The organism is Streptomyces justiciae (assembly GCF_015163075.1).
GTDB lineage: Bacteria > Actinomycetota > Actinomycetes > Streptomycetales > Streptomycetaceae > Streptomyces > Streptomyces justiciae.
On the sequence record NZ_JADDXU010000001.1, the window covers coordinates 717,399 to 742,330 of the forward strand.

Annotated in this window: 21 protein-coding genes; 6 read left to right on the plus strand and 15 right to left on the minus strand. The window is 71.3% G+C overall.

Annotated elements, in window-relative coordinates; translation table 11 throughout:
• Nucleotides 1-196 precede the first annotated feature (196 nt).
• The 3 genes from IQ210_RS03160 to IQ210_RS03170 all read right to left on the minus strand — a co-directional run bounded on the left by IQ210_RS03160 (nt 197) and on the right by IQ210_RS03170 (nt 5,457).
• The gene (locus IQ210_RS03160; protein ID WP_322656303.1) at nt 197-1,891 is read right to left on the minus strand and encodes an alkaline phosphatase family protein; all 1,695 of its coding nucleotides are present in this window, start codon (nt 1,889-1,891) and stop codon (nt 197-199) included.
• A gap of 228 nt (nt 1,892-2,119) precedes the next feature.
• On the minus strand, nt 2,120-4,063 hold the full coding sequence (locus IQ210_RS03165) for an amylo-alpha-1,6-glucosidase (RefSeq protein ID WP_194076638.1): 1,944 nt from the start codon (nt 4,061-4,063) through the stop codon (nt 2,120-2,122).
• Entirely contained in the window at nt 4,060-5,457 is a 1,398-nt protein-coding gene (locus tag IQ210_RS03170) for an MGH1-like glycoside hydrolase domain-containing protein (protein ID WP_194076640.1), read from the minus strand. Before IQ210_RS03170 ends, IQ210_RS03165 begins: the two co-directional genes overlap by 4 nt.
• Before the next feature lie 120 nt (nt 5,458-5,577).
• Between IQ210_RS03170 and IQ210_RS03175 the strand changes: the two genes are divergently transcribed.
• On the plus strand, nt 5,578-6,774 hold the full coding sequence (locus IQ210_RS03175) for an ROK family protein (RefSeq protein WP_194076641.1): 1,197 nt from the start codon (nt 5,578-5,580) through the stop codon (nt 6,772-6,774).
• Between the two features lie 382 nt (nt 6,775-7,156).
• On the plus strand, nt 7,157-9,877 hold the full coding sequence (gene ppdK, locus IQ210_RS03180; RefSeq protein WP_194076642.1) for a pyruvate, phosphate dikinase: 2,721 nt from the start codon (nt 7,157-7,159) through the stop codon (nt 9,875-9,877).
• Nucleotides 9,878-10,079: 202 nt separating this feature from the next.
• On the opposite strand, the gene IQ210_RS03185 is transcribed toward ppdK, so the two are convergent.
• The 3 genes from IQ210_RS03185 to IQ210_RS03195 form a co-directional block, all read right to left on the minus strand.
• On the minus strand, nt 10,080-10,502 hold the full coding sequence (locus tag IQ210_RS03185) for an excalibur calcium-binding domain-containing protein (RefSeq protein WP_194076643.1): 423 nt from the start codon (nt 10,500-10,502) through the stop codon (nt 10,080-10,082).
• 174 nt (nt 10,503-10,676) lie between these two features.
• Nucleotides 10,677-11,129, minus strand: coding sequence for an excalibur calcium-binding domain-containing protein (locus IQ210_RS03190; protein WP_194076644.1), 453 nt, complete (start codon nt 11,127-11,129; stop codon nt 10,677-10,679).
• A 93-nt stretch (nt 11,130-11,222) separates the two neighbouring features.
• A complete protein-coding gene (locus IQ210_RS03195; RefSeq protein WP_194076645.1) occupies nt 11,223-12,383 on the minus strand; it encodes an alkaline phosphatase PhoX in 1,161 nt (386 codons plus the stop codon).
• Between the two features lie 186 nt (nt 12,384-12,569).
• On the opposite strand from IQ210_RS03195, the gene IQ210_RS03200 reads away from it, so the two are divergent.
• Complete coding sequence (locus IQ210_RS03200) at nt 12,570-13,499, plus strand: oxidoreductase (RefSeq protein ID WP_194076646.1); 930 nt, start codon at nt 12,570-12,572, stop codon at nt 13,497-13,499.
• A 4-nt stretch (nt 13,500-13,503) separates the two neighbouring features.
• Here IQ210_RS03200 and IQ210_RS03205 read toward each other — a convergent pair whose 3' ends face one another.
• From IQ210_RS03205 to IQ210_RS03225, 5 genes are read right to left on the minus strand one after another with little or no spacing between them, the layout of a single operon-like run.
• Nucleotides 13,504-14,268 carry an SDR family NAD(P)-dependent oxidoreductase gene (locus IQ210_RS03205; protein WP_194076647.1) on the minus strand — a complete coding sequence of 255 codons (765 nt, stop codon included), beginning with the start codon at nt 14,266-14,268 and terminating at the stop codon, nt 13,504-13,506.
• A 60-nt stretch (nt 14,269-14,328) separates the two neighbouring features.
• Complete coding sequence (locus IQ210_RS03210) at nt 14,329-14,910, minus strand: TetR/AcrR family transcriptional regulator (protein ID WP_194076648.1); 582 nt, start codon at nt 14,908-14,910, stop codon at nt 14,329-14,331.
• A gap of 54 nt (nt 14,911-14,964) precedes the next feature.
• Entirely contained in the window at nt 14,965-15,315 is a 351-nt protein-coding gene (gene nirD, locus IQ210_RS03215) for a nitrite reductase small subunit NirD (protein ID WP_194076650.1), read from the minus strand.
• Nucleotides 15,312-17,927 (minus strand): nitrite reductase large subunit NirB, encoded by a 2,616-nt coding sequence (gene nirB, locus IQ210_RS03220; protein ID WP_194076652.1) that lies wholly within the window; start codon nt 17,925-17,927, stop codon nt 15,312-15,314. The genes nirD and nirB overlap by 4 nt, the downstream gene beginning before the upstream one ends.
• The gene (locus IQ210_RS03225) at nt 17,927-19,141 is read right to left on the minus strand and encodes an NAD(P)/FAD-dependent oxidoreductase (protein ID WP_194076654.1); all 1,215 of its coding nucleotides are present in this window, start codon (nt 19,139-19,141) and stop codon (nt 17,927-17,929) included. Before IQ210_RS03225 ends, nirB begins: the two co-directional genes overlap by 1 nt.
• A gap of 220 nt (nt 19,142-19,361) precedes the next feature.
• Between IQ210_RS03225 and IQ210_RS03230 the strand changes: the two genes are divergently transcribed.
• Both IQ210_RS03230 and cpt read left to right on the plus strand, forming a co-directional pair.
• Complete coding sequence (locus IQ210_RS03230; protein ID WP_194076656.1) at nt 19,362-20,144, plus strand: sulfite exporter TauE/SafE family protein; 783 nt, start codon at nt 19,362-19,364, stop codon at nt 20,142-20,144.
• Between the two features lie 46 nt (nt 20,145-20,190).
• A complete protein-coding gene (gene cpt / locus IQ210_RS03235; protein WP_194076659.1) occupies nt 20,191-20,724 on the plus strand; it encodes a chloramphenicol phosphotransferase CPT in 534 nt (177 codons plus the stop codon).
• Here cpt and IQ210_RS03240 read toward each other — a convergent pair.
• Both IQ210_RS03240 and IQ210_RS03245 read right to left on the minus strand, forming a co-directional pair.
• The gene (locus IQ210_RS03240) at nt 20,708-21,343 is read right to left on the minus strand and encodes a class F sortase (RefSeq protein ID WP_194076661.1); all 636 of its coding nucleotides are present in this window, start codon (nt 21,341-21,343) and stop codon (nt 20,708-20,710) included. The two genes, cpt and IQ210_RS03240, sit on opposite strands and share 17 nt — an antisense overlap.
• 108 nt (nt 21,344-21,451) lie before the next feature.
• Nucleotides 21,452-21,973: a hypothetical protein gene (locus IQ210_RS03245; RefSeq protein ID WP_194076664.1), complete on the minus strand. Its 522-nt coding sequence runs from the start codon at nt 21,971-21,973 to the stop codon at nt 21,452-21,454.
• Between the two features lie 277 nt (nt 21,974-22,250).
• Here IQ210_RS03245 and IQ210_RS03250 point away from each other — a divergent pair, with 277 nt between their 5' ends.
• Nucleotides 22,251-22,850 carry an NADPH-dependent FMN reductase gene (locus tag IQ210_RS03250; protein WP_194076666.1) on the plus strand — a complete coding sequence of 200 codons (600 nt, stop codon included), beginning with the start codon at nt 22,251-22,253 and terminating at the stop codon, nt 22,848-22,850.
• Nucleotides 22,851-22,907: 57 nt separating this feature from the next.
• Here IQ210_RS03250 and IQ210_RS47845 read toward each other — a convergent pair whose 3' ends face one another.
• Nucleotides 22,908-24,176: a sensor histidine kinase gene (locus IQ210_RS47845; RefSeq protein WP_194076668.1), complete on the minus strand. Its 1,269-nt coding sequence runs from the start codon at nt 24,174-24,176 to the stop codon at nt 22,908-22,910.
• A complete protein-coding gene (locus IQ210_RS03260; RefSeq protein WP_194076670.1) occupies nt 24,173-24,889 on the minus strand; it encodes a hypothetical protein in 717 nt (238 codons plus the stop codon). The genes IQ210_RS47845 and IQ210_RS03260 overlap by 4 nt, the downstream gene beginning before the upstream one ends.
• Nucleotides 24,890-24,932 lie beyond the last annotated feature (43 nt).

Sequence of the window (24,932 nt, forward strand, 5' to 3'; positions counted from 1 at the left end):
GTCCGTCCTCGGAACGGCGCGGAATCGGTCACCTATAAAGGGGCGCCCGTGTTGACGCGCCAACCGCTGCGGGCGGACACCCCCCGACACGTCCCCTTCCCGCCGTTGCGCACTGCGGGTGCGTGGGGGTCAACGTCCCCAGGGGCGCGGGGAACTGCGCGACCAGCCACGACGTCGCCGCAGCCGGTCGGCGTGCTCAGCCTGTGGACGGGTGCGGTGTCGAGCCGTATGCCTTCAGGAAGCGGTCGCGGAACGCGCTCATCTTCCAGACCGGGGCGTTGTGGGCCGGCTTCAGGCCCTCCGTCCAGTTCCAGTCCGTGATCTTGGCCAGGACCTTGGGGTCCTTGGCCACTATGGAGATCGGGACGTCTCGGCTGGCGTGGTTGCCGCTGACCCGGGCTATGGGCTGGTGGTCGCCCAGGAAGACCAGGACGGTGTTCTTGGTGCCGTAGCGTTCCAGCCACTGGGTGAGGGCCGTCACCGAGTACTGGATCGACTTGCCGTACTCCTCACGGGACTTGGTGGGGTCGGTGATGATGTCCGAGGGTTTCTTGCCGGCCTTCTGGATGGCGTCGAAGAGCTTGCCGTCGCCGAGGTCGTTCCAGTCGACCATCTTCGGGATCGGCGCCCAGGGCTGGTGGCTGGAGGTCAGGATGATCTCCGACATCAGGGGCTTGTCCCGCTTCTTGCCGTGGACCTGGCGCTGGAAGGCCTCCAGGGCGTACTGGTCGGGCATCGTCGACCAGCTGAACTTCGGGCCCTGGTAGCCGAGTTGGAAGGCGTTGTAGACCTTGTCCAGGCCGTAGTAGCGCTGCTCGGGCCAGCCCTTCTGGATGCCCGGCATGACGCCCACGGTGTCCCAGGCGCCCGTCTTCTGGAACGCCTTGGTGAGGCTGAGGTGGTCGCTGGCCATGACCGTGCGGTAGCGCTGCTGGTTGTCGATCCACAGGCCGGACATGGTGGTGGAGTGGCCGAGCCAACTGCTGCCGCCGTACGTCGCCGACGTCAGCCAGCCGCTGCGTGCGCTGTAGCCCGCCTTCTTGAGGGCCTCGGTGCTGGTGGTGAGCGTCCGGTCCACGCCCGGCGCCATGACCGGGTCCTCGATCGCACTGCGGCCGTAGCTCTCGATGAAGGTGAAGATGACGTCCTTGCCCCGGAGGTCGGGGAGGAGCTGGCTGCCGGGCGTTGCCCCGAACGTGTCCGCCTTGGCCTCCCGCGCGAACGCCGCCTCGTCGCGGATCGTGTCCGTCACCCGCGTCGCCTGGATCTTCAGCGCCGCCGCGGCCCGGTCGGCGGCGATCGGCATACCGCCGAGCTGGAGGCCCAGCGCGTAACAGGTGATCCATGCCATGGCCGCGATCAGGGTGCCGCGGGTCGCCTTCGCCCGGTTCGCCACGAGTACGTTGCTCAGCCGCACCATCGCCAGGGCCGTCAAGGACAGGAGAAGCAGGACGAGGAGGACGGACCCGATCACGGCGAGCACGGCGACCGTTCCGCCCATCGAGTCCTTGACGTACGACTGCGCGTCGTCCAGCAACTCCCAGTCCAGGATCATGTTGAAGCCCCGGCCCAGGTAGTCCCGGAACCCCATGTCCAGCAGGTTCAGGATCGTCAGGACGCCCAGGCCCACGCCGGACACCGCCGCCACGATGACCCTGGGCCGCCTCGGCAGCCACAGCGCCACCGCCGCCCCGATGATCGCCTCGACCGGAATGCGCGTGAACCGGTTGACCTTGAGGGCGGGCAGCGCGTTGGGAAGCAGCAGCGCGGTGAGAACGAGCAGGGCGGCGAGGGTGGTCACCGTCCAGCGGAGGAGGGGTGGGCGGTGGCGTTCGGGGGCGTCGAGGACGACGTCCTCGGTCGGCGGGGGCGTGCTGGTGGAGACGGACACCCGAAGGACCTTCCGTGCGGGACCCGATGGCGTGGTGGCGGGCCCGACATGGGGTCTCGGACCCGCCACAACGGGGTACGGGAGGCCGGGGATGGCTGTTCAGGGGTGCCGGGCAAACACCAAGCAAACGGTTGTCCAACGCCCTGCTTTTGTCTTTAGGGGCGCGGGGAACTGCGCGACAAGCCACGACGGACCCGCACCCGCCACACGACCGGTCCTCACGAGCTACTAGGCGCCCCCAACCGCCGTCAGCAACGCAAGAGGCGCCGCAGCCGACCGAGCCTCCCGCACACACGCGTGCGGATACGGCACCGGCTCCCGATGCGTGTCCCTGCCGTACCCGGCGATGACTTCCGGAAGTCGATGCCCGGCAGCGGTCGCCGCGTCCACCAACCCGTGTGCCACCGACCGCGCCTCGTCATGCAGCCCGTACCGCGCCAGCCCCAGCGTGATCAGCGCGTTGTCGTGCGGCCACACCGAACCCCGGTGATACGACAGCGGGTGGTACGCCGCCTGCCCGGCTGCCAGCGTCCGCACGCCCCACCCCGAGAAGAAGTCCGGTTCCAGCAGCCGCCGGCCCACCACCTCCCCGTACTCCTTGTCCAGCAGCCCCGACCACAGCAGATGCCCGGCGTCGGAGGCCAGCGCGTCGAGTTGGCGGCCGTCGCCGTCCAGGGCAAGGGCGGGGAAGGCGCGGTCCCGCATCCAGAAGTCCCGCTGGAAGCGGTCGCGGAGGTCGCCGGCGGCCTGTTCGAGGAGGGCCGCGTACGTCTCGTCGGCCCATACCGTCCGCGCCAGCCACGCCGTGCGCCGCAGCGCGTCGTACGCGTAGCCCTGCGCGCCCGCCGCCATCACCGCGCCGGAGGCGCGTGTGCCGTCGGAGGAGCAGATCGAGCCGGGGGAGTCCTTCCAGTTCTGGTTGGCGAGGCCGCCCTGGTCGGCGCGGTAGACGAGGTAGCCGCGGGAGGTCAGGCCGCCGTGGTCCAGCATCCAGCCGATCGCCGCGCGGGCGTGGGGTTCCAGGCGGCGGGCGAGGGTCAGGTCGCCGGTCTGTTCGACGTACGCGCCCAGGAGGACCAGGAAGAGGGGGGTCGCGTCCACCGAGCCGTAGTAGCGGCCGTAGGGGACCTGGCCGAAGTGCGCCAGCTCGCCGTGGCGTACCTCGTGCACGATCTTGCCCGGCTGGGCCACCGCGTCCGTGCCGGTCTCCGTCGCCTGTGCCGCGGCGAGGGCGGGGAGGGTGGCGGCGGCCAGCTGGGGGCGGTAGGGGAGGGCGAAGAGCGAGGTCAGCAGGGCGTCCCGGCCCAGGAGGGTCAGGAACCACGGGGCGCCCGCCGCCGGGACGTGCAGGGTCTCGCCGTCCGGGCCCGTCGCCGGGACCTGGAGCGAGGCCAGGTCGGCGAGGCCGCGGGCGCAGGCGGCGGCCAGTTCGGGCCAGCCGGTCGGGAAGGCCACGCCCTCCACGAACTCGCCCTCCAGGGCGATGAGTTCGGAGTTCAGGGACGTGGGGGACTTGGGGACGCGGAGGGCGCGTTTGTCGCCGTGCGGGCGGGCCATGACCCGCAGGGTCAGCTCGGCCGTGCCGTGCGGGTCCAGGTCCAGCGTCCAGACCAGGCGGCGGGCGCCGGTGCCGGTCTCCTCCACGGCGTCCGGGGCGGGCTCGGCCGTCACCGTCGTACAGGAACGCCATTCGCCGCGCTGGTAGGTGAACTCCACGCCGGAGTCGAGTACTTCACGGGAGCGGGTGGCGCCGATCTTGGCGTAGGTGCGGTAGTCGGAGCGGAGTTCGAACTGGTCGGTGAAGTCGGCGTCCGCGGTGACCGCCAGGCGGACCGTGGTGGGGACCGGGCGGTTGCTCGTCACCTTCAGGGATTCCACGAACGAGCCGTCGCCGACCGCCTGTTCGCGGAAGATCGTGTACGCCGGGGGCTCGTTGCGGCCGCCCCGGGGGACCAGGACGCAGCGGGCCGTGTCGCCGTCGGCCACCGGGGTGAGGGCCTCGGGGACGGCGCCGTCCACCGTGAGCTGCCAGCGGCTCAGGTGGCGGGCGTCGCGTACGAACAACCCTTCAGGAGAGGGGGAGTTGCCGCCCCGGACTCCGCTGATGTCCCCGCCGTCGCCCACGGCCGCGAACGTCCCGCCGCGCACGAGCAGATGATGCCGGTCCGTCATTCCCGGTCCCCTCCCTTGGATCCCGTGTGGGTGGTGGCGCTGTGGAGCAGGTCGAGCGCGAGCGCGGCGGTCCAGCCGAAGCCGGTCGCCCCGCAGGCCTCGCCGGTGTACGGGTCGACGTACTCGGCGAAGTCGGAGGTGTCGGCGAGGTGCAGGACCGCTCTGCGCAGGGCGGCGGCACGGCCCCGTTCGCCGTGGGTGCGCAGGCCGCGCTCCAGCAGCCAGTTGGTGTTGAACCAGGCCGGGCCGCGCCAGTAGCGGTGCGGGTCGAAGGCCTCGCCGAGCAGGTCGTAGCTGGGGACCAGGCGGGTGCTGCCGCCGAGTCCGAAGTGCTTGGAGGCCGTGGTGCGAACCAGGGCCGTGACGATGTCCCGGGGGAGTGTGGGTAGGAGCAGGGGGATCAGGCCGGAGACGCTGCGCTCCGGGATCAGTGCCCCCGTCCGGACGTCGCGGCAGAAGAACATGCCCTCCGCCGGGTCCCACAGACGGTCGATCAGGGTCGCGGTCAGGCGCTCGGCCCGGGTGTGGCGGGCCGTGCCCGGGGCGCCCAACTCCTGGGCGATACGGGCCAGTGCGTGCTCGGAGGCGATGAGCAGGGCGTTGAAGGACGGGTCCTCGACCGCGAACTCGCCTGTCCCGTCGGCGTATTCGCCGTCCCGGTAGTCCGTCGCCAGGCGGACGTAGCGGCCGTAGTCCAGGTCCGTGGGGCGGTCCTCCGGGGAGCCGTGGTCCAGGTCGGCGCGGCGGAAGGAGCGGGCCGGAGCCGGGGTGATCCGGCTCAACGGGGCGTCCCAGCAAGGGCTGTTGTCCATGCCCTGCTCCCACGGGTGGACCACCGACGCCAGGCCGGCGCCGCCCAGGTCCCTGCGGTGCAGCAGATAGCGGTGCCAGGCGGCCAGGTGGGGATAGACCCGGGTGAGGAAGCCGCGGGCCCGGGACAGGCCCGGGTCGGCCTGGTGCACCAGCCAGGCGGCCAGCGCGTGCACCGGTGGCTGCACGATGCCGGACGTCTGTACGGTGCGCGGGGCGCCCGCAGCGCGCCCCGCGGTCGAGGAGCGCCAGAAGTCGGGGCTCGGGAAGTATGCGTCGAGCGGCACGGAGGGGTTGAAGACGATGTGCGGGATGCGCCCGTCACCCCATTGGGCGTCGAGCAGTGTCTCCAGTTCCGTCTGTGCCCGTAATGGGGACAGGTGCCGCAGGCCGATCGCGATGAACGCCGAGTCCCAGGACCACTGGTGCGGGTACAGGCTGCGGGAGGGGACCGTCGAGGTGCCCGTCCAGTTGGCCTCCAGTACCCGGGCCGCCCTGACGTGCAGAGAATGTGTCGTGACGTCCGGTTCGTATACGAAGGGACGGGTCCGGGCGTACGAGGTCAGCTGGGCGGTGCGATCCACTCGGGGCTCCCCGAAGACGTTCGGCCCGACCGGTTCGGTCGAGGCCACCGTAGAGTTACGTCTATTTAACACGCAAAACTCAATATGTAATGCAAGCTTGAGAAACACAAGGGGGTGCGCATGAGTGGTCGTGCTCAGGCGAGCGCCGGCGAACTGCTCGAACTGGTGCGAAGCGGACGAGCGACGACTCGTGGTGCCCTGCAACAGGTGACCGGGCTGTCCCGGGCCACCGTCGGCCAGCGCCTCGACCGGCTGTTCCGGGCCGGCTGGCTGCGCGAAGGGGCCGGGGGCCCGGTGGACTCCCCGCTCGGTGGACGGCCCTCCATCACCCTGGAGTTCGACGACTCCCACGCCGTCGTCCTCGCCGCCGACCTCGACACCCGGCACGCCCGCGCCGCCGTCCTCTCCCTGACCGGCGAGATCCTCGCCGAGCACAGCGGGACCCTCGTCATCGAGGACGGTCCGGACGCGGTGCTGGGTGAGCTGGGCCGCTGGTTCGCCGAGCTGCTGGAGAAGGCGGGGCACCGGGCCGGCGAGGTGTGCGGCATCGGCCTCGCCGTGCCGGGACCGGTCGACAGCGAGACCGGCCGGGTCGTCCAGCCGCCGATCATGCCGGGCTGGGACGGCTACGACATAAGGGAGCGCCTGGCGAGAGCCTTCAGCGAGCACACGGGCGCCGGACGGGTGCCGGTGCTCGTCGACAACGACGCCAACCTCATGGCGTACGGCGAACAGCGCACCGGACACCCGGACTGCTCGGCCTTCGTGCTGGTCAAGGTGTCCACCGGTATCGGCGCGGGTGTCGTGGTCGACGGGTCGATCTATCGCGGCATCGACGGGGGTGCCGGGGACATCGGGCACATCCGGGTCGGCGCCGAGGCGCTGTGCCGGTGCGGGTCGTACGGCTGTCTAGCCGCCGTCGCGAGCGGCGGTGCCGTGGCGCGGCGGCTGGCCGAGCAGGGCGTACCCGCGGCCTCGGGCTCGGATGTGCGGGACCTGCTGACCGCCGGGCACGTGGAGGCCGCCGCGCTCGCCCGGGAGGCCGGGCGGCAGGTCGGGGACGTACTGGCGACCGTCGTGACGCTGTTGAACCCCGGGGTGCTGATGATCGCCGGGGATCTGGCCGGAACTCCCTTCCTCACCGGGGTGCGCGAGCTGCTGTACCAGCGGGCGCTGCCGCGTTCCACCGCCCATCTGGACGTCGTCACCTCACGGCTCGGGGAGCGGGCCGGGCTGGTGGGGGCGGGGGCCCTGGTGGTGGAGCATCTGTACGCGCCCGGGCGGGTGGAGGAACGGCTGCTGGCGCTGGGTGTGTGACGTCCGCATGGTGGTACCCGGCCGCCTGTGGCGGCGTGATTCTCGCCACCTCTGATCGGGGTGACGCTCAGATGAGCGGATCTTGAGCGACTGCACTTCTCCAAGGGGTGGCACCCAGTGCCACCCCTTGATCGTTCATCGATCGAAATCAGACGTGTTGAAAGCCGCTCACATGAGCGTTCTGGGGGGCCTTCGGGGTGGTGCGCGTTCAAGAAGTGAACACATGATCACCCGATTGCTTGCCAAGCTTTGACTTTCGATCCGCTGGCAGAGGGCTGGTTACGAGCACATGACGCGCAAGTGGACGTACCCATGAGCCTTCGATCTGGGTATGTTCCCCGTCGTCAGGGCAGCCACCGCGTCCTCGAGGGAGTCGAGAACCGTGTCGGAAAACAAAGAACCCCACGTAGCGAAGTTCGTCTACGACTTCACCGAGGGAAACAAGGACCTCAAGGACCTCCTCGGCGGCAAGGGCGCGAACCTCGCCGAGATGACCAACCTGGGACTCCCCGTTCCCCCCGGCTTCACCATCACGACCGAAGCCTGCAAGGTCTACCTGGAGAGCGGCGCGGAGCCGGTGGCACTGCGTGACGAGGTGAGTGCGCACCTCGACGCCCTCGAGACCCGGATGGGCAAGAAGCTCGGCCAGGCCGACAACCCGCTGCTCGTCTCGGTCCGCTCCGGCGCCAAGTTCTCCATGCCCGGCATGATGGACACGGTCCTGAACATCGGCCTCTCCGACAAGTCGGTGAAGGGCCTCGCCGAGCAGGCGGGCGACGAGCGGTTCGCGTGGGACTCGTACCGCCGCCTCATCCAGATGTTCGGCAAGACGGTTCTCGGCGTCGACGGCGAGCTCTTCGAGGAGGCCCTCGAGGCCGCCAAGGCGGCCAAGAAGGTCGTGGTCGACACCGACCTGGAGGCGGCCGACCTCAAGAAGCTCGTCACCAAGTTCAAGAAGATCGTCAAGACCGAGGCCGGCCGGGACTTCCCGCAGGACCCGCGCGAGCAGATGGACCTCGCCATCGAGGCGGTCTTCAACTCCTGGAACACCGACCGCGCCAAGCTCTACCGCCGCCAGGAGCGCATCCCCGGCGACCTGGGCACGGCCGTCAACGTCTGTTCCATGGTCTTCGGCAACCTCGGCCCCGACTCCGGCACCGGCGTCGCCTTCACCCGCGACCCCGCCTCCGGGCACCAGGGCGTCTACGGCGACTACCTCCAGAACGCCCAGGGCGAGGACGTCGTCGCCGGCATCCGCAACACCGTGCCGCTCGCGGAGCTGGAGCAGATCGACAAGAAGTCGTACGACCAGCTGATGCAGATCATGGAGACGCTGGAGAACCACTACAAGGACCTCTGCGACATCGAGTTCACGATCGAGCGCGGTCAGCTGTGGATGCTCCAGACCCGCGTCGGCAAGCGGACGGCGGGTGCGGCCTTCCGTATCGCCACCCAGCTCGTGGACCAGGGCCTGATCGACGAGGCCGAGGCGCTCCAGCGGGTCACCGGCGCCCAGCTCGCCCAGCTGATGTTCCCCAAGTTCGACGAGGACGCCAAGGTCGAGCAGATCGGCCGGGGCATCGCGGCCTCGCCGGGTGCCGCGGTCGGCAAGGCGGTCTTCGACTCGTACACCGCCGTGAAGTGGTCGCGCTCGGGCGAGAAGGTCATCCTGGTCCGCCGGGAGACCAACCCCGACGACCTCGACGGCATGATCGCGGCCGAGGGCATCCTGACCTCGCGCGGCGGTAAGACCTCCCACGCGGCCGTCGTCGCGCGCGGCATGGGCAAGACCTGTGTCTGCGGCGCCGAGGAGCTGGAGGTCGACACCAAGCGGCGCCGGATGACGGTCCCGGGCGGGCACGTCGTCGAGGAAGGCGACGTGATCTCCATCGACGGCTCCAGCGGCAAGGTCTACCTGGGCGAGGTCCCGGTGGTCCCCTCCCCGGTCGTGGAGTACTTCGAGGGCCGTATGCACGCGGGTGCTCAGGACGCCGACGAGCTGGTCGAGGCCGTGCACCGGATCATGGCGTTCGCCGACCGCAAGCGCCGGCTGCGCGTCCGGGCGAACGCGGACAACGCCGAGGACGCGCTGCGTGCCCGTCGCTTCGGCGCGCAGGGCATCGGGCTGTGCCGTACCGAGCACATGTTCCTCGGTGAGCGCCGCGAGATGGTCGAGAAGCTGATCCTCGCCGACACGCAGGAGGAGCGGGAGTCCGCGCTGGCGGAGCTGCTGCCGTTGCAGAAGAAGGACTTCGTCGAGCTGTTCTCGGCGATGGACGGTCTCCCGGTGACGGTCCGTCTCCTGGACCCGCCGCTGCACGAGTTCCTGCCGGACATCACCGAGCTGTCGGTCCGTGTGGCCCTCGCCGAGTCCCGTCAGGAGCCGCACGAGAACGAGCTGCGGTTGCTCCAGGCGGTCCACCGCCTGCATGAGCAGAACCCGATGCTGGGCCTGCGGGGTGTGCGTCTGGGGCTGGTCATCCCCGGCCTGTTCACCATGCAGGTACGGGCCATCGCCGAGGCCGCCGCCGAGCGCAGGAACGCCAAGGGTGACCCGCGCGCCGAGATCATGATCCCGCTCGTCGGCACGGTCCAGGAGCTGGAGATCGTCCGCGAGGAGGCCGACGCGGTGATCGCGGAGGTCGAGGCCGCGACCGGGACGTCGCTCAAGCTGTCGATCGGCACGATGATCGAGCTGCCGCGCGCCGCGCTCACCGCCGGTCAGATCGCCGAGGCGGCGGAGTTCTTCTCCTTCGGCACGAACGACCTCACCCAGACGGTGTGGGGCTTCAGCCGGGACGACGTGGAGGCGAGCTTCTTCACGGCCTACCTGGAGAAGGGCATCTTCGGGGTGTCGCCGTTCGAGACGATCGACAAGGACGGCGTGGGGTCCCTGGTGAAGCTGGCCGCCGAGGCCGGCCGCGCCACCCGCCCCGACCTCAAGCTCGGCGTCTGCGGCGAGCACGGCGGCGACCCGGAGTCGGTCCACTTCTTCCACGAGGTCGGCCTGGACTACGTCTCCTGCTCCCCGTTCCGCATCCCGGTGGCCCGCCTGGAAGCGGGCCGCGCGGCCTCCGAGTCCGTGGGCAGCGACCACCGCTAGGCGCTCCGCCGGAAGTGCCGCAATGTGCCGTCAGGTGTCTGCGGCGCCGTCGTGGCTGGTCGCGCAGTTCCCCGCGCCCCTTTGGGGCGCCCACTGATGCCGGAGTCGTCGTCCGTCCCCGACCCTCAACACCGATGGGCGGCGACTCCGGATCACCAAGAAGGAGCGGCACCCTGTGCGGGGGTGCCGCTCCTTCGGCCTTCTACGGGCGGTCCGCCGGAGCCCGGCGCCTGCGTGCCGCCAGGAGGACGCCGCTGCCCGCGACCAGGGCGACCACGCTGCCGGCCGCGAGGTACGGGGTGGTGTCGTCGCCGCCGGTCTCGGCGAGGTCGTCGGAGGCGGTCTGCTTCCCGTCGGTCTTCTGCTCCGTCTCCGTCCCGGCCGCCTTGTCGTCGGCGGCGACGAAGTCCGCGGGCGGCTGGTCGCAGCCGATGCCGTCGCCGTCGCGGTCCAGGTGGGTGCCGTAATGCTCGTCGCCCTTTTCGATGTTCGCGTATCCGGCGGCGTAGGCGTCGGTGCAGTTGTCGAACGGGTGGTCGCCGTCGTGGGCCGAGGCGGCCGACGGGAGTACGGCCAGGGCCAGCGCGGCGACGACGAGGGCGCCGGGCTTGCGGAGCAGCTTCACTGCGGGTCCTTCCGGGGTCGTGCGGATATCCGGACGCGTGATCAAGAAGTGACGATCGGTCAGATATGAGGTGACGAACCTATTGAGGGACCGCTCTTGTGGAGGCGGTATGAAGGACCCGTGATGAGAACGTGACGTGACCGGACGGTAGCTCTCCGCAAGCCTGACGCCGGATCAACTGTCGCAGGCGACCCCGTCGTTGTCCCGGTCCAGGTGAGAGGCGTAACCGGGCTCACCGCGATAGATGGGAGCGGCGCCGGCGGCACGGGCTTCACTGCAATTGGCGTAGTAGACGCTCCCGGCGTCGCCACCGGAGTCGGAGTCGGAACCGGTGTCCGCCTCGGCCCGCGCCGTGACCGTCTTCGTGACCTTCACGGTCTCCGTCGCGGTCACGGTGGCCGCCGGTTCCGGCTCGGCGGTCTCGATCGCCGTGGCCGTGGCCGTCACGGTGACCGTCGGTGCCGGCTTGGCCGCCGCGGGCTTCGCGTCGTCCGTCGTGTCCCCGCCGCCGGCGCCTATGCCGGCGCCGACGAAGAGGGCGAGCGCGAGGGCGGGCAGCACGTACCGCTTCCGGGCCCACTTGGGGGCGGGGCCGGAAGCGGACGGCGTGGTGTACGGGTTGGTCATGGGGTCCCCCCAGAGGCGTTGCGTGAGGGGATGACCGTATGAGCGCACCTTCGCTTGTGAAGGTGAAGTGTTCGATCCGTGACCGATGTGCGGTTACGCCCGGAACGGGCCCGTCACTTCGTACGTGATGCCGCCCGACGAGCTTCCCGTCGTCCCCCGCTGGCTGGAGAAGTACAGGCGGGTGCCGTCCGGGGAGAAGGCCGGGCCCGTGATCTCCGAGGACGACTGGCCGTCGATGCGGAGGAAGGGGGCGACCACGTCGTCCGGGGTGATGAGGCAGATCTCCATGTTGCCGCCGTCCTCGGCGACGTAGAGGTCGCCGGAGGAGGAGCCGGTGACGTTGTCGACGCCGGTGAGCGGGGCCGTGCCGGAGGTGACCAGGGAGTCGTCGTACGCCAACTCGTAGGTGCTGGAGGTCAGGTTGAGCTGCCAGACGCGGTTGTCGCCCTTCGTCGTGAACCACACCTTGTCGTCGGCGTAGTGGCAACCCTCGCCGCCGTTGAAGGACTTGGAGCCCGAGACCTGGGTGCGGGTGGTCGTGGGGGAGCCGTCGGGGTCGGGGATCGTCGTCCAGGTGTAGGAGCCGGAGGTCGCCGTGCCCGCCACCAGCACCTGGAGCGTGCCGGACGACAGATCGCCCCAAGTGGTCGGCACGAAACGGTAGAAGCGGCCGTTCGTCTCGTCCTCGGTCAGATAGATCACCTTGCGCACCGGGTCCGCGGCCGCCGCCTCGTGCTTGAAGCGGCCCATCGCCGGCCGCTGCACCGCCGCGTTCACCCCCCACGGGTCCGTCTCGTAGACGAAGCCGCGGTCCACCTCCTCGCAGGACAGCCAGGTGTTCCACGGCGTCCTGCCGCCCGCGCAGTTCTGCCGGGTGCCGGACAGGATGCGGTACGCGCCCGTGATGGCGCCGGCCGACGAGAACTTCACCGCGCTCGCCCCGCCGCTCGGGTTGATCTCCGAGTTGGAGACGTAGATCCAGCCCGTGCCGTCCGCGTAGCAGGCGCCGCCGTCGGGGGCGCTGTGCCAGGCGTACGACGTCCCGCTCACCGTCTGTCCCGAGCGGGCGATGACGCGGCTGCTGAACCCGGCGGGCAGCCGGATGCCGTTGGCGTCCGGCGAACCGAGCGCCCCGTAGGGGCCGGTGCCGGGCTGGGCGGGGGCGGCGTATGCGGCACCGTGCCACAGGGAGCCGCCGAAGGCGGCGGAGGCCCCGCCGACGACGGTCGCACGGAGGAAGGTACGACGTTCCACGCTCACTCCATAGGGGTGTCGTGACAGCCCCGCCGCCGGTCGGCGGCGGGGTCGCGCGGTGACGGACCCTAGGGTCATGGGATTGACGTGTCATGGACAAGGCGTGAATCGGGCGTACGGCTCACATGACCAGCAGCGGCCCCGCTCGTAGGCTGAGCCCAAGTCATCGGTGGAGGGAGGCCGGCCATGTCCGGCTGGAGCGAGAAGGACATCCCCGACCAGAGCGGGCGCACGGCCGTGGTCACCGGCGCCAACAGCGGACTCGGGTACGTCACCGCGCGGGAGCTGGCCCGCCGGGGCGCCCGGGTGGTGCTGGCCTGCCGCAGCGAGGCGCGCGGCACCGAGGCCGGGGACCGGCTCGTCACCGAAGTGCCGGGCGCCGACGTGGAGTTCACCCGGCTCGACCTCGGGGACCTCGCCTCGGTACGGGACTTCGCGCGGAGCTTCCCGTACGACCGCCTCGACCTGCTCGTCAACAACGCGGGCGTGATGGCGCTGCCGTACGGCACCACAGTGGACGGGTTCGAGACGCAGTTCGGCGTCAACCACCTCGGGCACTTCGCCCTCACCGGGCTGCTGTTGCCCATGCTCCTCGACACTCCCGGCGCCCGGGTGGTGACGGTCTCCAGTGGCGCGCACGCGATGGCCAACATCGACCTCGGCGACCTCAACAGCGAGCGCCGCTACCGGCGTTGGGTGGCCTACGCCCGTTCCAAGACCGCCAACCTGCTCTTCACCCACGAGCTGGCCCGCCGGCTCGCTGGGCACGGCGCGGACGTGGTGGCCGCCGCGGCGCATCCGGGGTACGCGGCGACCAACCTCCAGGAGACCGGGCCGCGGATGGCGGGGCGGCGGTTCGTCGAGCGGTTCATGGCGGTCGGCAACAGGTTCTTCGCCCAGTCTGCGGAGGCCGGCGCCCTGCCCACGCTGTACGCGGCCACCGCCCCGGACGTCCCGCCCGACTCCTTCACCGGCCCCTCCCTCGCGGGCTGGCGCGGCGCCCCCGGACCGTCCTGGCGGGCACCCTGGACGGTGAACGACCGTGCGGGGGAGCTGCTGTGGGCCGCTTCCGAGGAGCTCACCGGGGTGACGTACGACGTCCTCAAGGCGGTCTGACGTCTCAGGCAGCCGCCCCGCTGTCCACCACCAGATCCGTGCCCACCACCGACGACGCGTCGTCCGAGGCCAGGTAGAGGACCGCCGCCGCGATCTCCTCCGTGGTGGAGATGCGGCCCAACGGCAGGGTGTCGGCGGCGCGTTCGGTGCGTTCCGTCTCCGTCTCGCCCGGGCGCAGCGACATCGGGGTCTCCACCGCGCCGGGGCTGACCGCGTTGATCCGGACGCCGTCGCGGATGTGGTCCAGGGCCGCGCCCCGGGTCAGGACGGACACGGCGGCCTTGGTGGCGGCGTAGGCGGCGGCGCCGGGGTGGCGGGCGTGGACGCCGAAGATCGAGGCGATGTTGACGATCGCGCCGCCCGAGGGCTGGGTGCGCATCTGGCGGACCTCCGCCTGGAGGGCGAGGAAGACGCCGGTGACGTTGGCGCCGAGCTGCTCGTGCCAGTCGGCCTCCGGCAACTCGGCGAGCGGCTGTCCGCCGCGGAAGACGCCCGCGTTGTTGACGGCCACGTCCAGCGAGCCGAACCGGTCCACCGCCGCGTCGACGAGGGCCTGGACGTCGGCGGCGTCGGTGACGTCCGCGGTGACCGCGAGGGCCTTGCCGCCGGCCTCCTCGATCAGCCGTACGGTCTCCTCCAGCGGCTCCCGACGGCGTCCGGCCACGACGACCTGCGCCCCCTCCGCGGCCAGCGCCGAGGCGATCGCGAGGCCGATACCCGAGCCCGCGCCGGTGACGAGAGCGGTCCTGTCGTGGAAGCGGCTGGTCATGATCTCCCCTTGTTCTTGACCGATCGGTTCAATATGGCGTCAAATAAAAAGCGGCGGCTCTCAGTCCAGCAGGGCCAGCGCCTGTTCCGCCGCGTCCCGCACCCGGGCGGGGTCGGGCGAGGCCTTGCCCACCACCTTGAGGCCCTGGAGCAGCACCAGCAGCATGCGCGCGAGGGTCAACGGGTCGCGGTCCTCGGGCAGTTCGCCCTGCGCCCGGGCGCGGACCAGGCCCGAGTGCAGCACCGTCTCCAGGTGGTCCCAGTTCCGCTCGACCTGACGGGCCGCGGCCGGGTCGTGCGGGGCCAGCTCTGCCGCCGTGTTGGTGATGAAGCAGCCGTTCAGGCGCAGGTTCTCGGCGGTGGCCTCGTCCGCGTACCGGCGGACGAGCGCGCGGACGGCCGGCAGCACCGGACCCGGCTGGGACAACTCCCCGAGCAGGTCCGGCAGTCGCTCCTGATAGCGCTCCAGCGCCTTCAGATACAGCTCGTGCTTGTTGCCGAAGGTCGCGTAGATGCTGGCGCGGCCGATGCCGAGGTGGTCGACGAGGTCGGCCATCGACGTCGCCTCGTAGCCGCGCCGCCAGAACAGCTCCAGAGCTGCCTGCAGCGCGGCCTCGGGGTCGAACTCCTTGGTCCTGGCCATGGGGAGCAGCCTAGGACGTTCGAGAACGGTCGGTCAAGAAATCTCGCGGCGGGGCTACGCGGCCCGCACCTCGTACGTCGCGATCCGCACGGTCTCGTCGTCCAAACACTCCCCGGTCTCCAGGTCGAACCGCTGCTTCAGCAGGGGCGAGGCCACGAAGGGCCGTCCCTGGAGCGAGCCGGTCAGGCCGCGGGAGAGGACCGCCGCGCCGCCGAACGGGTCGCGGTTGTCGATGGCGTACAGCTTGCCCGCGCGGTCGCGGAACAGGGCCACCTGGCGGCCGTCGGGCAGCAGGGCCGCGACCCCGCGGCCCGGCAGCAGGACGTTCAGGTCGCAGACCGTGAACCAGCTGTCGTCGAGCTGCAACTGGACCTTCAGGTCGGTGGTCTCGGGTGCCAGGGTCATCGCTGGGCGGTTCCTTCCAGGACGTCTTCAGCAGGGCGGATGCCGATGGACAGCAGCGGCAGGTCGGGCTTGATCTGGTCGCGCTCGGGGACGAAGCCGACGACCGGGTCGGGGGTGTCGGGGGCGTTCACGAAGGACACGAACCGGGCGAGCTTCTCGGGGTCGTTGATGGTGTCGGCCCACTCGTCGCGGTAGTGCGAGACGTGGTTGGCCATCAGGCTCTCCAGCTCCTCGCAGATACCGAGGGAGTCCTCGACGACCACGTCACGGACGTGGTCCAGGCCGCCCGGGATGCGCTCCAGCCAGGTCGAGGTGCGCTCCAGGCGGTCGGCGGTGCGGATGTAGAACATCAGGAACCGGTCGATGAGCTTGATGAGTTCGGCGTCGGAGAGGTCCTGCGCGAGGAGGTCGGCGTGGCGCGGGGTGGCGCCGCCGTTGCCGCCGACGTACAGGTTCCAGCCGCCGGAGGTCGCGATGACGCCGAAGTCCTTCGACTGGGCCTCCGCGCACTCGCGGGCGCAGCCCGAGACCGCCGACTTCAACTTGTGCGGCGACCTGAGTCCCCGGTAGCGCAGCTCCAGGTCGATCGCCATGCGGACCGAGTCCTGGACGCCGTACCGGCACCAGGTCTGGCCGACGCAGGACTTCACCGTGCGCAGCGACTTGCCGTAGGCGTGGCCGGACTCGAAGCCGGCGTCCACCAACCTCGTCCAGATCAGCGGGAGTTGTTCGACGCGGGCGCCGAACATGTCGATCCGCTGGCCGCCGGTGATCTTCGTGTAGAGGCCGAAGTCGCGGGCGATCTCGCCGATGACGATCAGGCCCTCCGGGGTGATCTCACCGCCGGGGATGCGCGGGACGACCGAGTAGGAGCCGTTCTTCTGGAGGTTGGCCAGGAAGTGGTCGTTGCTGTCCTGGAGGGCGGCCTGCTCGCCGTCGAGGACGTAGACGTCGGCGCCGATCGTCGGGGCGAGGGAGGCGATGATCGAGGCGACCGCCGGCTTGCAGATCTCGCAGCCGTCGCCGCCCCTGGCCTCGTCGCGGCCGTACCGGTCGAGGAGGTCCTGGTAGGTGTTGATGCGCAGGGCGAGGACGATCTCGTACAGCTCCTCGCGGGTCTGCCCGAAGCAGCCGCACAGGCCCTTGTCGACCTCGACGCCGGACGCCTCCAGCTCGGCGTTGACCAGCTGGCCGAGGACCTTGACGCAACTGCCGCACGTCGTACCGGCCTTGGTGCACTTCTTCACCTCGGGCACCGTGGTGCACTGGTGGTCGGTGACCGCGGCGCGGATGGTGCCCTTGCGGACGTTGTTGCAGGAGCAGATGATCGCGTCGTCCGGCAGGGCGGACGGGCCGAGCTGGACGGACTCACCGGCACCGGCGGGCAGCACCAGCGACTCCGGCGAGACCGGCGGGACCGAGCCGGTGAACGCCTTCAGCGTGCCGTACGCCTCCGCGTCGCCGACCAGGATGCCGCCGAGCAGCGTGCCGTCGCGGCCGATGACCAGCTTCTTGTACAGGCCGGCGCGGGAGTCGGAGTAGACGACGTCCAGGCAGTCCTCGGTCGCGCCGTGCGCGTCACCGAAGGAGGCGACGTCGACGCCGAGCAGCTTCAGCTTGGTGGAGAGGTCGGCGCCGGTGAAGGCGGCTTCGTCGGCGGCGATGGTCGCGGCGGCCGTCTCGGCCTGCTCGTAACCGGGGGCGACCAGGCCGTACACCCGGCCGTCGGCGGCCAGCGCGCACTCGCCGATGGCGAAGACGCTCGGGTCGCTGACCGTGCGGCACTGCTCGTCGACGGTGATGCCGCCGCGCTCGCCGACCGTGAGACCGCAGTCGCGGGCCAGCTGGTCGCGGGGGCGGACACCGGCGCTGAACACCACGAGGTCGGTGGCGAGTTCGGAGCCGTCGGACAGCTTCATGCCGGTGACCGCGCCGGACTCGTCGACCACGATCTCCTGCGTGCCGACCCCGGTGTGGACGCTCAGACCCATCTCCTCGATGGTGCGCAGGAGGGCCGCGCCACCACCTTCGTCCACCTGCACCGGCATCAGGCGCGGCGCGAACTCCACGATGTGGGAGGTCAGTCCGAGCCCCTTCAGGGCGCCGGCCGCCTCAAGTCCCAGCAGACCGCCGCCGACCACGGCACCCGTCGTCGAGTTCTTGGCGTACTCCTCGATCGCGAGGAGGTCCTCGATCGTGCGGTAGACGAAACAGCCGGTGGCGTCCTTGTTCGGGACCGGCGGGACGAACGGGAAGGAGCCGGTGGCGAGAACGAGGACGTCGTAGTCGAAGACCTGACCGGACTTCGCGGTGACCTTCTTCGCCTCGCGGTCGACGGTCTCAGCCGGGTCGCCGACGTACAGCTCGATGCCGTGCGCCTGGATGAACTCCATGTCCGTCATGGACAGGTCCTCGGGCGTCTTGCCCGAGAAGTACGACGTGAGGGCGACGCGGTCATACGCCGGGCGCGGCTCCTCGCACAGCACGACCACGCGGTGCGTGGCGGTCAGGCCGCGCTCGGCGAGCGCCTCCAGGAAGCGCTGGCCGACCATGCCGTGGCCGACGAGGACGATCGTGGGGGTGGCCTCCGTGGCCTCCGGGCTGGCGGTCATCAGGAGCCTCCATCGTTGGTGAGCAGGTGGAGCAGGGGGCCGTCGTCGGGGAGCGGCTCTGCTCCCTCCCAGGCGCGGGCGAGCGCGCCGACGGTGCCGAGTTCGCCGACGAGAACCCCGCCGACCAGGCGGTCGTCGCGGACGACGACCTTGCGGTAGGTGCCGCGGGTGGCGTCCGTGAGCTGGACGACGTCGTCCCCGGGCCGCGGCTCGGTCTCGCCGAACGCGGCGAGGTCGAAGGGGGAGTTCGCACCGGCCAGGGTGAGCCGGGTCAGCGAACGGGTGCCGGTGTACCGGGCGTTCGCCCGACCGGCCAGCAACTCGGCAAGCACGTCGGCCTGTTCGAGGGCCGGAGTGGCCAGCCCGTACAGCACTCCGTCGTGCTGGGCGCAGTCGCCGATGGCGTGGATGTGCGGGTCGGAGGTGCGCAGTTCGTCGTCGACGACGATGCCCTTGCGGATCTCCAGACCGGCGTTCCAGGCCAGGCCCGCGCGCGGGTGGACGCCGCAGGCCAGGACAACTAGGTCGGCGTCGAGGGCGTATCCGTCGGCCATCTCGACCGAGCGGACCGCGCCGCCGACGACACGGACGTCCCGCACCCGGCACTCGGTGTGGATCTCCACGCCGAGGTCCTTCAGGTGCCGCTGGACCAGCTTCGAGGCGCTCGGGTCGAGCTGGCGCTCCATGAGCCGCTCGCCCTGCTGGGCGAGGACCACCTGGGCGCCGCGCTGGGCGAGCGCCCGGGCGGCGGAGACGCCGAGCAGCCCGCCGCCGATCACGACCGCCTTCACGCCCGGCCGCACCTGCTTGGACAGGCCCAGGCAGTCGTCCATGGTGCGGAAGGCGTGGACGCCCTCCGGCAGGACGTGGTCCGGGTTGAAGAGTCCGCGCAGTGGCGGCAGCACCGGGTTGGAGCCGGTCGCGAGGACCAACGTGTCGTATGCGATCTTCGAGCCGTCCGCGCACTCGACGGTCCGGGCCTCGCGGTCGATGCCGGTGACCCGGGCGCGGGTGAGCTCCGCCGGCGCGGGCAGCGCTATCACGTCGGGGCTGTAGCGCCCGGCCAGCACTTCGGCGAGGAGCACCCGGTTGTACGGGCGGTGCTCCTCCTCGCCGATCAGCGTCACGGGCGTGCCGAGCTCGCCGAGCCGCCGGGCGAGACGGACGCCCGCGAGGCCGGCGCCGATCACCACCACACGCGTATTCGAGGTCATGTCTAGGAGCGTGCGGTGCCGGTGTTACCCGACCGCATCGCATCTGTTTCCCGCGAGGAACGCTGCCCTCCCCACCGCCGGGGTGCGGATGTGAGGGTTCGGGACGGGCGTCGGGGGCGCGCTGTGAGGAGGGTGTCGTGGGCCACAGCGGGCCGGCCGGAGCCCGGTTGCGTCCCGGGTGATTGGACGCTGCACGTATCCCATCCATAAGGTCGCGCTCATGCCCGACATACCCCTGACCACCGTCGTCGTCCTGTGCCTGGCCGCCCTGGCGGCCGGCTGGATCGACGCCGTGGTCGGCGGCGGAGGCCTGCTCCTGCTCCCGGCCCTCCTCCTCGGCCTCCCGCCCGGCACCCCGGCCGCCCACGCCCTCGGCACCAACAAGGCGGTCGCCATCGTGGGCACGTCGGGCGCGGCGGTGACGTACGCCCGCAAGGCCCCCGTCGACGTGGGCCTCGCCGTCCGTATCGGCCTGGCCGCCCTCGCGGGCTCCTCGGCGGGAGCCTTCTTCGCGGCCGGGATGAGCACGGAGGTGCTCAAGCCGGTGATCATGGTGGTACTGGTCGGGGTGGGGACCTTCGTCATCCTCCGCCCCGCGTTCGGTACGGCGCCCGCGACCGGCCCGGCCACCCGCCGCCAGGTCCTCGCCGCGATCGGCCTCGCGGGCCTCGGCATCGGCTTCTACGACGGGCTGGTCGGCCCCGGCACCGGCACCTTCCTGGTCCTCGCCCTCACCGCGGTCCTCCACCTCGACCTCGTCACCGCCTCGGCCACCGCGAAGATCGTCAACTGCTGTACGAACGCCGGCGCGCTGGCCATGTTCGCCTGGCAGGGCGCGGTGCTCTGGCAGCTGGCCGCGCTCATGGCCGTGTTCAACCTGGCGGGCGGGACGCTGGGGGCGCACACCGCGCTGAAGAAGGGCAGCGGGTTCGTCCGGGTCGTGCTGTTGACCGTGGTGTTCGCGCTGGTGGCGAAAATGGCGTGGGAGCAGTGGGTGGCCTGAGGAAAACGAGTGGGATGGCCTCGCGCGCTTCCTCTACGGTGACGTGATGGCGACCCAGGTGATCGTGCTCAACGGCGGCTCCAGCTCCGGCAAGTCCGGGATCGCGCGGTGTCTTCAGGCGGTGCTGCCGGACCCGTGGCTGACCTTCGGCGTCGACTCGCTGATCGAGGCGATGCCCGGCCAGGGGGTCGGCATCGAGTTCGCCGCCGACGGCGGGGTGGAGGTCGGCCCGGAGTTCATGGCGATGGAAGCGGCCTGGGCCCGCGGGATCGCCGCGATGGCACACTCCGGCGCCCGGCTGATCATCGACGACGTGTTCCTCGGCGGCGCGGCGACACAGGAGAGATGGCGCCGGGTCCTCGACGGCCTCGACGTCCTCTGGGTCGGCGTCCGCTGCGAGGCGACGGTGGCCGCGGGCCGCGAGATCGCCCGCGGCGACCGGGTACGGGGGATGGCGGAGCGGCAGGCGGAACTGGTCCACCAGGGCGTGGTCTACGACGTCGAGGTCGACACCGGGCACACCGAGTCACTGGAGTGCGCCCGCACCATCGCCAAGGCCGTGGTCAGCGGCTCCCCGTGAGGTGCGCGAAGACGACCACGTTTCCCTGGTAGCCGGTCGAGCGTGAGTAGCCGCCGCCGCAGGTGATCACCCGCAGCTCGGGGCGGCGGGCCGCTCCGTACACCTTCTGGTCGGGGAAGTCCTCGGTGTCGTAGACCTCGACGGCGTCGACGGAGAACACCGCCGTGGTGCCGTCGCGGCGTTCCGTCTCGATGGTGCTGCCCTTCTTCAGGGCGCCGAGGTCGTAGAAGACAGCGGGGCCGTCGGCGTTGTCGACGTGCCCGGCGATGATCGCGGTGCCGGTCTCACCGGGGGTCGTGCCGGCCTCGTACCAGCCGGCGAGGTTCTTCTTCGCGGACGGCGGGACGTCGAGGCTGCCGGTCGGGGTGAGCCCGAGGCCCATCAGGGGCGCGTCCACCCGGATCGAGGGGATGCGGATGCGGTCGGGCGGGGAGGGCGGCAGCGCGGGGGCCGAGCGCGGGTCGGCGTGACCGGCGCGGGCCTCGGACGCGGCCGGCTGCGGCGGTGCGTGCGTCTCGGCGCCGCTGCGCAGCAGCCACGCGCCTGTGCACAGGGCGACCAGGGTGACGGCCGCTATGACGAGGTTGCCGGCCCGGCCGGCCCTGCTGAAGCTGCGCACAACGAGCCTCCTGGACGGTGGACCCGCCCCCCTCCGGGCCGCGAGGGGCGTCGGACCCGGAGGGGGAGGGACATGCGGTACCGGCGGACGGACAGCGGAGGGTGTCCGTCAGATCCCGTCGCCTCTCGCCCGGCGATGCAGGAGCCAGGTACCGCCCGCGGCGGCGACGGCAAGAGCCGCCACGCCGGCCGCGGTCTGCACGGGGTCGGGGCCCAGAGCGCCACCGACCCCCGTCTTCACACTTCCTCGTGGATACACCTGCTGCCGCGTCGACGTCATCGTCACCACGAGGTCGCCGGTGACCCGTTTCCCGCCCTCCGCGCAGGTCGCGACGATCTCGTACGTCCCCGGCTGCGCGCTCTCCGGCACCGCGAACTGCCCGATCGCGTCCTGCTCGTGCGTGCTCGGCGCGAGCGTGAACCGCCCGGCACCGACCGCACTCGCGTCGCCCTCCGCCGTACCGTCGTCGCCACAGGCCGCCGTGTTGACCGTGACCTGCCCGCCCGGCGCCACCGAGGAGGGGTACACCTCCAGGGTCCCGCCGTCGGCGGCGTACACCGGCGCTGTTGCCAGCCCAGCGGCCGCGACGGCGAGCGCGGTGCCGGTGAGCAGACGGGCGGTACGGCGCATCGGTGCTCCTTCGAGCGATTCGGTGTCCCCTGCCCTTCCGAGGTAAGTGGCAGCGGGCCGAGCGCGCTTCCTGAGGGAGTGTCAGAAATACGGTGAATGGGTGTCAGATCGGCGTAAAGGGGGCCCTGTCGTCCGGAGTTTCAGCAGGTCACCGCCGTACGGCAAGGGGACCGCGGAAGAGAACCCGAAGGGCGCAGAGCGCGCGTGCGACCGGGTGACCCGCCTCTCGGGACGAGGACTTGACCTCGACCAAACTTGAGGTATCAGCCTGTACCGCATGCCCATCACAGACACGCTCCTCTCCGACGCCCCACTCCATGTCACCCTCGTCGTCGGCAGCAACCGGCACGGCCGTTTCGGCCCCGTCGTCGCCGACTGGCTCCTCGACCGGATGCGCGACCGGGACGACCTGATCCCGGAGGTCGTCGACGTGGCCGACGTCCACCTCCCCACGAGCCTGACCCCGACCCCCGAGGCGACCGCCGCCCTCGCCGACGTCACCCCGAAGCTGGAGGGCGCCGACGCCTTCGTCGTCCTCACCCCCGAGTACAACCACTCCTTCCCGGCCGCCCTGAAGAACCTCGTCGACTGGCACTACACGGAGTGGCAGACCAAGCCGGTCGGCCTCGTCTCGTACGGCGGCATGGCGGGCGGCCTGCGCGCGGCCGAACACCTGAGGCAGGTCTTCGCGGAACTGCACGCGGTGACGGTCCGGGACACGGTGTCCTTCCACAACGCGGGCGCATCCTTCGACGACACCGGCCACCTGAAGGACCCGTCGGGCCCGGAGGCGGCGGCGAAGACGATGCTGGACCAGTTGGTGTGGTGGGGGAAGGGTCTGAGAGACGCAAGGGCGAGCCGCCCGTACGGGGCGTAGCCCCGTCTGGGGGGCGCGGGGAACTGCGCGACCAGCCCCCACCGGCCGTCAGCCGCGCTACCGAACCTCAGGCAGCACGACGGTAGCGACCGCACCCCCCTCCTCCGCATTCGACAACGAAACAGTCGCCCCGATCACCTGGGCCTGCCCCATCACAATGGTCAGGCCCAGCCCGGTCCCCTGCCCCCGCTCAACCGCCCCCGTCAGAAACCGCCGCGGCCCCTCCCGAAGCAACGCCTCCGGAAACCCGCCCCCGTGATCCCGTACGGTCACCACGGCCCCCTCCACCCGCACCTCCACCGGCGGTACCCCGTGCCGCACCGCGTTGGTGGCGAGGTTGGTCACGATCCGCTCCAGCCGCCGCGCATCGGTCCGCACCAGCGTCCCGTCGTGTCCGCCACTGAACTCGACGCCCACCGGCGCCTGTTGGACGAACCCGGCGACCATCGGCCCCACCGCCCGCACCTCCAGCTCCGGCTCCTCCACCGCCGCGTCCAGCCGGGCGATCTCCAGCAGATCCTCGGTGAGCGTCCGCAACGCCCCCACCCGGTCCCGCACCAACTCGGCCGGCCGCCCCGGCGGCAGCAGTTCCGCCGCGGTGTGCAACCCGGTCAGCGGCGTCCGCAGCTCGTGCGCGACGTCGGCGGTGAACCTCCGCTCCGCTTCGAGTCGTTGCTGCAACGAGACGGCCATCGTGTCGACGGCGGCGGCGAGTTCGGCGACCTCGTTCTTCGTGTGGGGCATGCCGGGCCGCCCGATCCGGGCGTCGAGATCACCCGCGCTGATCCGCCGTGCCGTCGCCGCCGCCGTGCGCAGCTCCCGGCTCAGCCGGCTGGACAGCGCCGCCCCGCCGAGCGCGGCCAACGCCACCACGACCACGCCCGACACCAGCAGATGCCGGTCGAACGCGCCCATCTCGGCGGCCTCTTCGCCGAGCGGCTTGTGCACGGACAGCACATGGCCGCCGATCGGCCGCGCCGCCCACACGCTCGGATGCGCGGACGACAGATCGAGGTACGTGGTCCGCTTCCCGGCGGTCGCCGCCCGTTCCAGCGGACGCGGCACGTCGTGTGCGTCGAGCCGGGCGTCGATGCCGTCCTGACTGACCTGTCCCGTCAGCTCGTACACCTGCCGCACCCGCACCAACTGCGCGAGCGCCTCCGCACGCGCCCCGGCGGACACCTGCTCCAGGCGCGCGTGATGCACCAGCAGTCCGATGGCGACGGCGACCAGCGCGCACCCGGTGGCGAGCAGCGCGGCGATCTTCCAGCGCAGGCCGAGCCCGTTGACGTAGGACCTGACCGCCCTGAATCCGGGACCGGTCATGACGCGCTGTCCCGGCTGTGTGCGGGAGTCGGCAACTCGGTGACGCCGTAGGGGAGTCGGGAGCCGTACTTCTTCTCGTCGGTCACGGTCGACAGGCGTTCGCCGTCCCAGTGGAAGCGGACGGCCTGCTGGGCGCCGTCCGCGCAGACCGAGCGGAGCAGCAGGTCGTGGCCGAGGGTCTCGACGGCGACCTGCCGGCCGCCGGTGAAGAGGACGTCGTAGACCTTGCCGGCGCGGGCGGTGTAGACGGCGAGCAGGGTGCGGCCGCTCTCGGTGTCGGCGGCGACGAGGAGTTCGGGGGTGCCGTCTCCGGTGAGGTCGACGTGGCGGGGCGGGCGGAGGCCGGCGTCGCCGGGCCTGGTGATCGTCGCGAGGCCCGCGAGCGGCCTCATCCGCGGGTCGGCGCGCAGGACGGCCCGTACGTCGAGGGCTTCGAGGCCCTTCGCGCCGACCTTCGGCAGCCCCTTCAGTGCCTCGGGCGGCCGCTGCCGGGTGGAGGCCGCGGCGCCGGGGGACGCCGACGACGTACCGGACCAGGCGTGCCAGACCGCCTTGGGCCGCGGCTGCACGGACACGGCGGGCGCGGGTTCCGCGGCGCCCAGCCCGTCCGTGCCGGCGCACCCGGCGACCGCGCCCGCGCAGACGAGGGCGGCGCAGCCGGCGGCGAGGAGACGGAGAGGGGAGGTCATGCCGGAGGTCGTGCCGGAGGTCATGTCCCCTACCGTGCGGTCCGCCCGTAACAGCGACCGGGAGGTT

What these genes read in the sequence shown, in the direction of transcription:
- IQ210_RS03165 (WP_194076638.1), bottom strand. Translation starts at nt 4,063, where the DNA reads ATGACGGACCGGCATCATCTGCTCGTGCGCGGCGGGACGTTCGCGGCC.
- IQ210_RS03175 (WP_194076641.1), top strand. Translation starts at nt 5,578, where the DNA reads ATGAGTGGTCGTGCTCAGGCGAGCGCCGGCGAACTGCTCGAACTGGTG.
- IQ210_RS03190 (WP_194076644.1), bottom strand. Translation starts at nt 11,129, where the DNA reads ATGACCAACCCGTACACCACGCCGTCCGCTTCCGGCCCCGCCCCCAAG.
- IQ210_RS03200 (WP_194076646.1), top strand. Translation starts at nt 12,570, where the DNA reads ATGTCCGGCTGGAGCGAGAAGGACATCCCCGACCAGAGCGGGCGCACG.
- IQ210_RS03205 (WP_194076647.1), bottom strand. Translation starts at nt 14,268, where the DNA reads ATGACCAGCCGCTTCCACGACAGGACCGCTCTCGTCACCGGCGCGGGC.
- IQ210_RS03210 (WP_194076648.1), bottom strand. Translation starts at nt 14,910, where the DNA reads ATGGCCAGGACCAAGGAGTTCGACCCCGAGGCCGCGCTGCAGGCAGCT.
- nirD (WP_194076650.1), bottom strand. Translation starts at nt 15,315, where the DNA reads ATGACCCTGGCACCCGAGACCACCGACCTGAAGGTCCAGTTGCAGCTC.
- nirB (WP_194076652.1), bottom strand. Translation starts at nt 17,927, where the DNA reads ATGACCGCCAGCCCGGAGGCCACGGAGGCCACCCCCACGATCGTCCTC.
- IQ210_RS03225 (WP_194076654.1), bottom strand. Translation starts at nt 19,141, where the DNA reads ATGACCTCGAATACGCGTGTGGTGGTGATCGGCGCCGGCCTCGCGGGC.
- IQ210_RS03230 (WP_194076656.1), top strand. Translation starts at nt 19,362, where the DNA reads ATGCCCGACATACCCCTGACCACCGTCGTCGTCCTGTGCCTGGCCGCC.
- cpt (WP_194076659.1), top strand. Translation starts at nt 20,191, where the DNA reads ATGGCGACCCAGGTGATCGTGCTCAACGGCGGCTCCAGCTCCGGCAAG.
- IQ210_RS03245 (WP_194076664.1), bottom strand. Translation starts at nt 21,973, where the DNA reads ATGCGCCGTACCGCCCGTCTGCTCACCGGCACCGCGCTCGCCGTCGCG.
- IQ210_RS03250 (WP_194076666.1), top strand. Translation starts at nt 22,251, where the DNA reads ATGCCCATCACAGACACGCTCCTCTCCGACGCCCCACTCCATGTCACC.
- IQ210_RS47845 (WP_194076668.1), bottom strand. Translation starts at nt 24,176, where the DNA reads ATGACCGGTCCCGGATTCAGGGCGGTCAGGTCCTACGTCAACGGGCTC.
- IQ210_RS03260 (WP_194076670.1), bottom strand. Translation starts at nt 24,889, where the DNA reads ATGACCTCCGGCACGACCTCCGGCATGACCTCCCCTCTCCGTCTCCTC.